Raw genomic sequence first — 10,267 nt, 5'->3', positions numbered from 1 at the left:
CGCGGGGAACTGCGCGACCAGCCCCCACCGGGCCGCACCCGGCGACGAGACATGATCAGGCAGCCTCGATGGCCGACTGCAGCGTCGGGTGCGTGAACTCGAAGCCGGACTCCAGGAGCCGCGTCGGGACCGCACGGGTGGAGCCGAGGACATCGCCCGCCATTTCGCCGAGCACCGCGCGGAGCGCGAACTCGGGGACCTTGAGGACGGCGGGCCGGTGCAGGACGCGGGCCATCGCGGAGGTCACCTCGCGGTTCGTCGCCGGGTCGGGCGCCGTCAGGTTCACCGGCCCGGAGACGGACCCGTCCTCCAGAAGGTGCCGGACCGCCGCGACGTGGTCGTCCAGCGCGATGAACGACCAGTACTGCCGCCCGGATCCCATCCGCCCGCCGAGTCCGGCCCGGAAGAGCGGGAACAGCTTGGCCCAGGCACCGCCGCCGCGGGCCACGACGAGCCCCGTGCGGGCCAGCACGGTCCGCACCCCGGCCTGGTGCGCGGGCGCCGTCGCGGCCTCCCACTCGACGCACAGCGAGGGCAGGAACCCCTCCCCCGCGGGCGCGGACTCGTCGACGACGCGGCTGCCGGTGTCGCCGTAGTAGCCGACGGCGCTGCCGTTGACGAAGACGCGCGGCGGCGTCGCGAGGGAGGCCACGGCCTCGGCGAGCGCGGTCGTGCCGAGCACCCGGCTGTCGTGGATCTCCCGCTTGTAGGCCGCGGTCCAGCGGTGGTCGCCGACGCCCGCCCCGGCGAGGTTCACGACGGCGTCGCAGCCGTCGAGGCCCGCGGTGTCGACCCGCGTCCGGTGGGGGTCCCAGCGCACCTCGGCGTCGCTGCGCGGGGTGCGCCGCACGAGGCGCACGACGTCGTGGCCGTCGGCGGTCAGGGAGCGTACGAGGGCCGAGCCGAGCAGCCCGGAGGCGCCGGCCACCGCGATACGTGTCATGGGACCATCCTGCCGGTCGTAGTCTGGCCCGCATGTCAGCCCTCACGCCTCACATACGTTTCGCCACCGCCGGGGACGAGGACGCGCTGGGGCGTCTGGACCGGGCGACGTGGTCCACGCTGCATGCCGTCCAGCCGCGCGACCAGCCGCCGTACCAGCCGTTCTTCACGGAGCGGTGCGGGCCGCGGGACCACCTCGTGGCGGTGCTCGGCGACCGGCTCGTCGGCTACGTCCGGCTCGGCCGGCCGACCCCGCTGGTGGCGAACGCGCACGTCCGCCAGATCCAGGGCCTCGCCGTCGACGAGACGGCACGCGGGCACGGGGTCGGCCGGCTGCTCCTGCGGGCGGCCGTCGACGAGGCGCGGGGACAGGGCGCCCGCCGGATCACCCTGCGGGTCCTGGGGCACAACGCCCCGGCCAGGAAGCTCTACGAGGCGGAGGGCTTCGTCGTCGAGGGGGTGCTGCCCGGGGAGTTCCTGCTGGCCGGGGAGTACGTGGACGACGTGCTGATGGGCCGCTCGCTGCTGCCGTGACGGCATGCGGAGCCGCCGGACTCGTAGCAGGCTCGTAGGCAGGGTGTCCGTCCGTGCGCCCGCCCGCCGTGAAGGGAGCCCGGGATGGAGTGGCCCATCGGGCGCCGCCGGGACCGGCCGGAGCGGCGTGCCTGGCTGCGGGGCGCTCCGCCGCCGCGCTGGGTACGGCTGCTGCCGTGGCTGCTGCTGGCCGGTCTGTTCTTCCTCCAGGTGTTCACGGGTGAGCGGATCGAGCTGCGGTTCCTGCTGGCGGCGATCCCGCCGGTGGCGGCGCTGTCGTACGGGCCGGCCGCGACGGCGCTGCTCGGCGGTCTGGTGGTGCTGCTGCTCGTGCTGCCGTTCGTCGAGTTCGGGCAGCCGGGCAACAGTGACGTGCTGACCGTGCTGTTCGTGGCGCTCCTGAGCGTGCTGATCGCCTGGGTGCGCAGCCGCCGCGACGAGCAGCTGGTGACGGTCCGTACGGTCGCGGAGGCCGCCCAGTTCGCGGTGCTGCCGCCGCTGCCGGAGCGGGTGGGGTCGGTGCGCTGCGCCGGTCTGTACCGGGCGGCGCAGCGGGAGGCGCTGGTCGGGGGCGACTTCTTCGACGTGCGGAGCGTGCCGGGCGGGGTGCGGGCCGTGGTCGGTGATGTGCAGGGGCACGGGCTGTCGGCGGTGGGCACGGTGGCCGGGCTCCTCGGCGCGTTCCGTGAGGCGGTGCTCGACCAGCCGGACCTGGAGGGTGTGGCGGCGCGGCTGGACCGCCGTCTGGTGGTGGACGCGGCGGAGGGCGAGCCCACGGAGCTGTTCGCGACGGCCGTGTTCCTGGAGTTCCCCGCGGGTTCGGCGGACGTACGGGTGGTGTGCTGCGGGCATCCGCCGCCGCTGCTGCTGCGGGCGGGGCAGGTGACGGAGCTGCCGGTGGCCGCGTCGCCGCCGCTCGGTCTGGGGGTGGCGGGCATCGCGCCGCCCGAGGTGCTCACGGTGGCGCTGGCGGCGGGCGACCGGCTGCTGGCGCTGACCGACGGAGTGACGGAGGCGCGGAACGCGGCGGGCGACTTCTACCCGTTGCCGGAGCGGCTGCCGGCCCTGGTCCAGGCGGATCCGGCGGCGCTGAGCGACGCGGTGTGGCGGGACGTGGTGCGCTTCGCGGGCACGGTGCGGGACGATCTGACGCTGTTGGTGTTCGCGCCGGACGCCCGGGAGGACCCGGATGTGCCGGACGCGGCGTGAAATGTGAACGTAGGGCGCATGACTTACCTGGGACTGCCGGGGCGCGGGCCTCGCCGCGCCGCGGCCACCGCCTCCGTACTGCTGCTGCCGCTCGTGCTCGGCGCGTGCTCGGACGACGGCACGGCCACCCCTCCCCCGGCGGCCACGCCCGCGGCGACGGCGAGCGGGGCGCGGTGCGCGACCGACCCGCTGCCCGCGGACCCCGCCGCCCCGGAGAAGACCGGCACGGAGACGGCCGGTACGGAGACGGCCGGTACGGAGACACCGGGCACGGAGAAGACCGGTACGGAGAAGACCGTGTCCGGGGCGTACACCGTCGAGGGCGGGCGGGACGTCTCGACGCCGCGCCGCAAGCGGTTCTCGGCGCGGACCGCGGACCGTTCGGCGGTGCTCGTGTCCGGCCCGGGCACGCTGTCGACGCGGGACTCGGGCGTCCACAAGAGCGGCCGCACCACGTCCGTGACGGCGTCCGGCGCCCAGGGCCTCAACGCGGCGGTGCTGGTCCGCGACGGGGGCGGACTCGCCCTGTCGGGGGGCGAGATGACCACGAGCGGCCGTGGGGCGACCGGGGTGTTCGCCACCGGCGAGGACACCCGCGCCACGATGAGCGCGAACCGGATCACGGCGACGGGCGCGTCCGCGCGCGGCGTCACGGCCGCGCGGGGGGCGTCGCTCGCTCTGCGGTACACGGAGATCCGTACCGCGGGCGCGCAGTCCCCGCCGGTCGCGGCGGGGCCCGGCGGCGGCCGGGTGACGGTGTCCGGCGGCACGATGACCTCGGCGGGCTGCGGGTCGCCCGGCGTGCTGACGGCCGGTGACGTGTCGCTCTCGGGCACGCTGTTCACCGTGGCGAACTCGGAGGCGTTCACCGTGGAGCCGGGCGGGTCGCTGTCCCTGGAGAACGTGCGGTCGTCGGCGGCCGCGGGCGGGGTCCTGCTGCGGGGCTCAGGAGAGACCTCGTACACGATGGAGGGCGGGTCGCTGCAGGCCGCCGAGGGCGATGTGTTCACGGTGCGGGAGACCGTCGCGGACGTGCGGCTGAAGGGCCGGGCCGAGGTGACGACGAAGGACGGGGCGCTGCTGCGGGTGCGGGACTCCGGCTCGGTGACGTTCGAGGCGGAGGACGAGCGGCTGCACGGCGACGTGCTGGTGTCGGACGGCTCGGCGGCGGTCCGGCTGACGGGGTCGACGCGTCTGGACGGCCGGGTCAAGGGGGCCTCGCTGTCGCTGGGCGCCGGGACGCGGTGGACCGTGGGCGGGGACTCGCGGGTGGAGGAGCTGACGCTGCGGGGCGGGGTGTCGCCCTCCGACGTCATCGTCGGCAACGGGCACGACGTGTCGTACGACCGGGCGGCGAGCCCCGGTCTCGGCGGCCGGACGTACCGGCTGGCCGGGGGCGGGGTGCTCAGGCCGGCCTGAGCGGGCCCCGGACGCGACCGGTCACCGGCCCTGGAGTTCCGCCGCCCGCGCCCTGATCGACGGGAGCAGCGACATCAGCGCCTGACCCGGGCAGAAGGTCTCGTAGCCGTCGCGGTGTCCCGCGATCGCGAAGAACTCGGCGCTCGTCCCCGCCTTGTAGCGGCTGAGGCTGTTGCTGGAGACGAGGCGCACGTGCCCGCGGGGGTCGATGCCGCCGGGGCCGAGCTTCCAGGCGGCGAGCGCGGCGATCGCCTCCGTCATGGCGGGCGGCACCGGCGTGCCGTCGGTGAACGTGCCGATCGCCGCGATCCCGGCCGTGTTCCGGTTGAACCCCTGGGTGTGGGCGCCGACGACGGCGCGGTCGACGCCGCCGGCCCGGCCCTCGTAGACCGTGCCGCAGCGGTCGACGAGGAAGTTGTAGCCGATGTCGTCCCACTCCTTGGTGCCGGCCTGGCCGGCGTACAGGGTGCGGATGATGCGGGGCGTGTCGGCGCAGTCGTAGCGGTTGGGGGTGTCGGTGTGGTGGAGGAAGACGGCCTCGACCCGGTCCGCGTAGGTGACGGGGTCGCGGTGGTAGGTCTCGGTGCCGGCGAGCCAGGTGGCACGGGGCACGATGCGCGGCCGGGTTGCGAAGTGCGGCGCGTCGCGCGCGGCGGCCTGCCGGGTGGGCACGGCGGCCGTACGGTGGGCTCCCTCGGGGCGGACCGTGACGGCGCACAGCACGAGGACGCCGAGGGCCAGGGCCCCCGGCACACAGCTCAGCACTGCTCGTAGGACGCGCACGTCCTCCACTGTCGGCCCGCGCCGCGCTGTGCGCTCGGCCACTTGTGGGCCGGATGGCGGAACCGGCACGACCCCCCTGGGCGTTTGTTACCGATATGGACCTGCACTTCTCGGTACTCGACGTCGTCCTGCTGGTACTGGCGCTCGTGTACGCGGCGTCCGGCTACCGGCGGGGGCTGCTCGCGGGCGGTGTGTCCCTGGCCGGGTTCGTGGGCGGCGCGGTCGTCGGGGTGTGGCTCCTGCCGTTCGTGATGGACGCGGTGACGGCGGGGACGACGACGGCGACGGCCGTCGCGGTGCTGACGGTGCTGCTGCCCGCGGTGGCCGGGCACGCGCTGGCCGGGCGGCTCGCGCTGCGGGTGCGCGGGCGGATGGACCGGGCGCCCGGCCCGCTGCGGGTCGCGGACGGGGTCGGCGGGGCCGCGGCGGGCACGCTGGCGATGCTGGTCGTGGCCTGGGTCGCGGGCAGCGTGCTCACGGCGTCGTCGTCGACGGCGCTGAACCAGGCGATCCGCGGCTCGGCGGTGCTGGGCACGGTCCAGGACGCGATGCCGTCCTCGACGCCCTCGTGGTTCGCCCGGGCGACGGGGGCGCTCACCTCGGCGGGCTTCCCGCAGGTCTTCGACCCGTTCACACAGGAGCCCTCGGCGAAGGTGCCGGAGCCGTCCGGGGACAGTGTGACGCGGGCGGCGGCCCGCGCGGCCGCGGACAGCACGGTGAAGGTGGAGGGCGCGTCCGGCCGGCAGGGCCGCGAGGGCAGCGGCTTCGTGTTCGCGCGCGAGCACGTCATGACGAACGCCCATGTGGTGGCGGGCATCGACGAACCCACGGTGCGGGTGGGCGGGGTCGGGCGCCCGCTGGCGGCGACGGTGGTGTCCTTCGACCCGGACAAGGACGTGGCGGTGCTGTACGTGCCGGGTCTGGACGCCCCGGTGCTGTCCTTCGACCGCTCGGCGGCGCGCGGCGACGCGGCGGTCGTCGCGGGCTATCCGCAGGACGGCGGCCTCGATCTGCGGGCGGCGACGGTCGCGGACCCGATCCGGGCGGCCGGCCAGGACATCTACGGCGCCGGGGATGTCACGCGGGAGATCTACTCGATCCGCTCCACGGTCCGCCCCGGCAACTCCGGCGGGCCCCTGCTGACCCCGCGGGGCCGGGTCTACGGGATGGTCTTCGCCCGCTCGACGACGGATCCCGGCACAGGGTACGTGCTGACGGCCGCCGAGGTGTCCGGCGACGCCGCGCGGGCGGCCACGGCGACGAAGCCGGTCGACACGGGGGCGCTGATCCCCTCGTAGGGGCGGGGCCGGGCGCCCACGAGCGGGCGCCCGGCGGCTACTTCAGGGCGTCGGCCGTCTCGACGACGACGCCGTACAGGTCGCCGACCGTGCCGAGCGCGGCGCGGTGGACCTGGTCGGCGGGCACCTCGCCGCCGGGCGCGGGCAGCGGCCGGGTGGCGCACGCGTCGGCGACGACGGTCGCGCGGTTGCCGCGCAGGAAGGCGCCCTGGGCGGTGAACAGGACGCACATGTGCGACATGAAGCCGACGACGACGAGGTCGTCGTGGCCCGCGGCGTCCACGAGCGTGCCGAGCTCGGTGCCGACGAAGCTGTCGGGCGCCTTCTTCACGACGACGGCCTCGCCCTCGGCCGGGGCCACGCTCGGGTGGATCCGCCCGATGTCCTCGCGGACGTCGTAGGCACTGCCCTCGCCGCCGTCGTGGACGACGTGGATGACCGTGGCGCCCTCGGAGCGGGCCCGGGCGAGCAGCGCGGCGGCGGACTCCAGCGCGGGCTGCCAGCCGGTGAGCTCCATGACCCCGCGGGTGTAGGTGTTCTGGTAGTCGACCAGGACGAGCGTCGAGTCGGCGAGCGACGCGGGCGTCTCGTCGAGGCCGTTGAGGGTGCGCAGCGTGGTCGTGGCCATGGCGGTTTCCACCTCGGGTCTCGGTAAGGGTGCGACGGCCGGTGGGCCGTGGCCTCCACGGTAGGAACCCCGGGTGGATGTCGGCAATGACATGTAACCCGCAGATTCCGACATCGGCCGGTGTCACATGTGGGCGCCGCCGTCGATGCGGACCTCGGTGCCGGTGACGAAGTAGCCGTCGTGCGAGGCCAGCATGGCGACGACGGCGGCGACCGCGTCGGGCCCCGCGAAGTTGTGCGGCCCGGTGCCCACCTGGAGCATCGGCGCGGTCTTCTGGAGCAGGGACAGATCGGCGTCGGCGGGCAGGCCGGGGCCGACGGACCGCCGGGACGCGCCGGTGCCGTCCGTCATGCCGGAGGAGATGGAGCCGGGCTGCACGGCGGTGAACCGCACGCCCTACTTGCTGAACTCCATGGCCAGGGCGTGGGTCATCGACTGGATGCCGCCCTTGGAGGCCGCGTAGGCCGCCATGTAGGGGTGGGCGTAGTTCTGCGCGGTGGACGAGAAGTTTACGACGGCCGGCTCGTGGCCGTCGAGCAGCGCCGGGAGCGCCTCGCGGATCATCAGGAACGTGCCGACGAGGTTGACCCGCAGCACCTGCTCGAAGTCGGCGAGGGTGACCTCACGGGTGTGTCCTGAGCGGAGGATGCCCGCGGCGTTGACCAGGACGTCGAGCCCGCCGAGCGCGTCGACGGCCGAGGTGACGGCGGCCCGGACGGACGCCTCGTCGGCGATGTCCACGAGGACGCGGGTGAGGCGCGCCGCGTCCGGGCCCGCCTTGACCTCGGTGTCGGCGAGCCCGGCCTCGCTGACATCCGCGGCGACGACGCTGCCGCCCTCGGCGAGCAGGCGCAGGACGGTCGCCTGGCCGATGCCGGAGCCGCCGCCGGTGACGAGGGCGCGGCGCCCCGTGTAGCGGCTCAGCGAGTGCGGGGTCGTCGTGGTCGTAGTCGTGGTCGTGGGGGCGGGGGTGGTCATGGCGTGCCTCTCGTTCCTGTCCGCGGGCCGCGGTGACCGGTCCGCCGGGTGGGTGCTTCCTCTTCACCGTACGACCTGCTGGCACGTTTTGCCACTATGACATTTCACGCCGCCATGGCAGGTGACCGGTTAGGCTTCGCCGGGTGACTCCTGAGCACCGCACCCTCACCGAGCGCCGCAAGGCCGCGACCCAGCTGGAGATCGCGCGCGCGGCCGTCGAGCTGTTCACCGAGCGGGGGCCCGACGCCACCACGGCCGAGGACATCGCCCGCGAGGCCGGGGTCGCCCTGCGCACCTTCTACCGGTACTTCCGCGGCAAGCAGGACGCCGTCGGCCCGCTCCTCGCGGCCGGCGGCGACCGCTGGCGCGAACTGCTCGCGGCGACCGCCCCGGGCACCCCCCTGGCCCAGGCCCTCGAGGAGGCGGCGGTCGCCTCCCTGTCGGAGCCCGGCGACGCGGCGCGCGAGGGCCTCGAGCGCACCCGGGCCCTGCTGCGCGCGGCCGCGGACGACCCCGCCCTGCGCGCCGTCTGGTACCGGGTCAACCAGGAGTCGGAGGAGAAACTGGTCCCCCTCGTGGCCGCGCTGTCCGGCCCGGACACGGACCCGCTGGAGCACCGGCTGACCGCGGCCGCCGCGACCGACGCGATCCGGATCGCGCTGGAGGCCTGGTCGGCGACCGACGCGCGCCCCTCGGGGCCGGGCTCCCCCGCGGACCTCGTCGTCCACTGCCTGCGCTCGCTCGTGCGCCCCTGAGCGCGAGGGCCTGTCCAGGGGCGCATCCCCCGGAGGGCCGGTGCATCCGTGCCGCCCCGACGCGCGACTCCCCCGGAGCGGTCCGCCGCCTAGCCTCGATGCGGGCCGGAGAGGCTGTCCCACCCGGCTCGGTCCCGGCCCGGGCGTTGACGGTCCGCGCCGCGGGGCATGACGCCCCCACACATCGCCGCGCAACCTCGGGGAGGGGCACGTGCTTGAGCCCGCGCACGCGGACGTCGTCATCGTGGGGGCCGGAGTCGCGGGACTGACCGCGGCCCGGCAGCTGACCAGGGCAGGTGTGGACGTCCTGGTCCTGGAGGCCGCCGGCACGGTCGGCGGCCGGATGTCCACCGAGAAGATCGACGGGTTCCGGCTCGACCGGACCGGACAGCTGCTGACCCCGTCGCACCGGCCCTGTCCGGACTGCCCGGACCTGCCCGGCACCGACGGCCTCGCGGGGCTCGCCCTGCGTCCGTTCGCGCCCGGCGTCCTCGTGCACAGCGAGGGCCGCAGGCACCGTACGGGCGAGCCCGCGCACCGCCCCCGGCGCACACGGGGCGCGTTGAGCGCGGCGCGCGCCCTCGCGAGCGCCCCGCGTCCCGTGCGCGGTTCCCGGCCCCCGCTCGGCGGCCCCCTGGACCACGCCCGGCTGGGCCGCGCCCTGGCCCGCTTCGCCGCCCTCCCGCAGGACGCGCTGCACGAGCGCCCCGAGCGGCCCGTCGGCGAGGCACTGCCGGAGCGCGGCATGCCGGGGCGGACCCTCGACGGCTTCGTACGGCCGCTGCTCAGGGCCCTGTTGAGCGATCCGGACCTCGTCACGTCCAGCCGGGCCGCCGACCCGGCCCTGCACGCGTACGCCCGCGGCGGGCTCGCCGTGCCCGAGGGCGGCGCGGACGCGGTACCCGAGCTGCTCGCGGCCGGACTGCCGCCGGGCACCGTACGCACCGGGGTCCGGGTGACCGGCGTCGCGACCAACGCCGTGACGACCGCGGGGCACGGGCGGCTGCGGTGCCGCACGGTCCTCGTCGCCGCCGACGCGGTCGCCGCCGCGGAACTGCTGCCGGGACTGCACGTGCCGGACTTCCACGAGGTGACCGTCGTGCACCACGCCGTGCCCGAACCGCCCTTCGGGGAGGCGGCGTTGCTGCTCGACGCGGACCGTCCTGGCCTGCTCGCGCACACCTGCGTGATCAGCCAGGTCGACCCGTCCCGCGCTCCGGCCGGCCGCGCGCTGGTCTCCTCCGTGCTGTTCGGACCGCCGCCCGCGGAGCGCGCCCTGCGCGACCGGCTGGCCGCGCTGTACGGCGCCTCGACGAGCGGCTGGGAGACGCTCGCCGTGCACCACGCCCCGCGCGCCGTCCCCGCGATGCCCGCGCCGCACGACCCGCGGCGGCCGGTGCGGCTGCTCGACGGGCTCTACGTGTGCGGGGACCACCGGGAGACGAGCACCGTGCAGGGGGCGATGCACTCGGGGCGGCGGGCCGCGCACGCGGTGCTCGCCGGGCTCGGGGTGCGGTGCGTGCCGGACGCGGCGGGTGCCACAGAGGCGGCGGCCTGACGGGCCCCGGCTCCCTCATGAACGCGCCCGTCCCCGTGGCACGCACCGGGGGCGGGCGCCCCTTCCCTCCGGGGGTGGGCGGGGCTCGCTCCCGGACGGGTCCGTCCCTTGCGTCGCGACCATCCGCCGGTGGGGGCTTCTCGCGCAGTTCCCCGCGCCCCTG

Annotated in this window: 9 protein-coding genes and 1 pseudogene; 6 read left to right on the top strand and 4 right to left on the bottom strand. The window is 75.9% G+C overall.

Annotated features, from left to right (window positions below):
• Nucleotides 1-55: 55 nt before the first annotated feature.
• A complete protein-coding gene (locus GTW43_RS12470) occupies nt 56-943 on the bottom strand; it encodes a TIGR01777 family oxidoreductase (protein WP_161301721.1) in 888 nt (295 codons plus the stop codon).
• Nucleotides 944-975: 32 nt separating this feature from the next.
• On the opposite strand from GTW43_RS12470, the gene GTW43_RS12465 reads away from it, so the two are divergent.
• From GTW43_RS12465 to GTW43_RS12455, 3 genes are all read left to right on the top strand, one after another.
• A complete protein-coding gene (locus GTW43_RS12465) occupies nt 976-1,476 on the top strand; it encodes a GNAT family N-acetyltransferase (RefSeq protein WP_161301720.1) in 501 nt (166 codons plus the stop codon).
• 84 nt (nt 1,477-1,560) lie between these two features.
• Nucleotides 1,561-2,685, top strand: a complete 1,125-nt coding sequence (locus GTW43_RS12460) for a PP2C family protein-serine/threonine phosphatase (protein ID WP_161301719.1) — start codon at nt 1,561-1,563, stop codon at nt 2,683-2,685.
• A gap of 18 nt (nt 2,686-2,703) precedes the next feature.
• Nucleotides 2,704-4,104 (top strand): hypothetical protein, encoded by a 1,401-nt coding sequence (locus tag GTW43_RS12455; protein WP_161301718.1) that lies wholly within the window; start codon nt 2,704-2,706, stop codon nt 4,102-4,104.
• A gap of 21 nt (nt 4,105-4,125) precedes the next feature.
• Here GTW43_RS12455 and GTW43_RS12450 read toward each other — a convergent pair whose 3' ends face one another.
• Nucleotides 4,126-4,887, bottom strand: a complete 762-nt coding sequence (locus GTW43_RS12450) for a peptidoglycan recognition protein (RefSeq protein ID WP_343245985.1) — start codon at nt 4,885-4,887, stop codon at nt 4,126-4,128.
• A 95-nt stretch (nt 4,888-4,982) separates the two neighbouring features.
• Here GTW43_RS12450 and GTW43_RS12445 point away from each other — a divergent pair, with 95 nt between their 5' ends.
• Nucleotides 4,983-6,185: a MarP family serine protease gene (locus GTW43_RS12445; RefSeq protein ID WP_161301717.1), complete on the top strand. Its 1,203-nt coding sequence runs from the start codon at nt 4,983-4,985 to the stop codon at nt 6,183-6,185.
• Between the two features lie 37 nt (nt 6,186-6,222).
• On the opposite strand, the gene GTW43_RS12440 is transcribed toward GTW43_RS12445, so the two are convergent.
• Both GTW43_RS12440 and GTW43_RS12435 read right to left on the bottom strand, forming a co-directional pair.
• Nucleotides 6,223-6,813 (bottom strand): isochorismatase family protein, encoded by a 591-nt coding sequence (locus tag GTW43_RS12440; RefSeq protein ID WP_161301716.1) that lies wholly within the window; start codon nt 6,811-6,813, stop codon nt 6,223-6,225.
• Between the two features lie 123 nt (nt 6,814-6,936).
• Nucleotides 6,937-7,737: pseudogene (locus GTW43_RS12435) on the bottom strand (SDR family oxidoreductase).
• A gap of 197 nt (nt 7,738-7,934) precedes the next feature.
• Between GTW43_RS12435 and GTW43_RS12430 the strand changes: the two are divergent.
• Both GTW43_RS12430 and GTW43_RS12425 read left to right on the top strand, forming a co-directional pair.
• Nucleotides 7,935-8,546 carry a TetR/AcrR family transcriptional regulator gene (locus GTW43_RS12430; RefSeq protein ID WP_161301715.1) on the top strand — a complete coding sequence of 204 codons (612 nt, stop codon included), beginning with the start codon at nt 7,935-7,937 and terminating at the stop codon, nt 8,544-8,546.
• A 211-nt stretch (nt 8,547-8,757) separates the two neighbouring features.
• Nucleotides 8,758-10,104 carry an NAD(P)/FAD-dependent oxidoreductase gene (locus GTW43_RS12425; RefSeq protein WP_161301714.1) on the top strand — a complete coding sequence of 449 codons (1,347 nt, stop codon included), beginning with the start codon at nt 8,758-8,760 and terminating at the stop codon, nt 10,102-10,104.
• Nucleotides 10,105-10,267 lie beyond the last annotated feature (163 nt).

Source organism: Streptomyces sp. SID5785, assembly GCF_009870065.1.
In the GTDB taxonomy this organism is placed as follows: domain Bacteria; phylum Actinomycetota; class Actinomycetes; order Streptomycetales; family Streptomycetaceae; genus Streptomyces.
The sequence above is the reverse complement of the archived record's forward strand: the minus strand, read 5'-3'. Positions and strand labels throughout refer to the sequence as shown.

Excerpts from the sequence above, each read along its gene's own strand:
- GTW43_RS12470 (WP_161301721.1), bottom strand. The coding sequence starts at position 943 with ATGACACGTATCGCGGTGGCCGGCGCCTCCGGGCTGCTCGGCTCGGCC.
- GTW43_RS12465 (WP_161301720.1), top strand. The coding sequence starts at position 976 with ATGTCAGCCCTCACGCCTCACATACGTTTCGCCACCGCCGGGGACGAG.
- GTW43_RS12460 (WP_161301719.1), top strand. The coding sequence starts at position 1,561 with ATGGAGTGGCCCATCGGGCGCCGCCGGGACCGGCCGGAGCGGCGTGCC.
- GTW43_RS12455 (WP_161301718.1), top strand. The coding sequence starts at position 2,704 with ATGACTTACCTGGGACTGCCGGGGCGCGGGCCTCGCCGCGCCGCGGCC.
- GTW43_RS12445 (WP_161301717.1), top strand. The coding sequence starts at position 4,983 with ATGGACCTGCACTTCTCGGTACTCGACGTCGTCCTGCTGGTACTGGCG.
- GTW43_RS12440 (WP_161301716.1), bottom strand. The coding sequence starts at position 6,813 with ATGGCCACGACCACGCTGCGCACCCTCAACGGCCTCGACGAGACGCCC.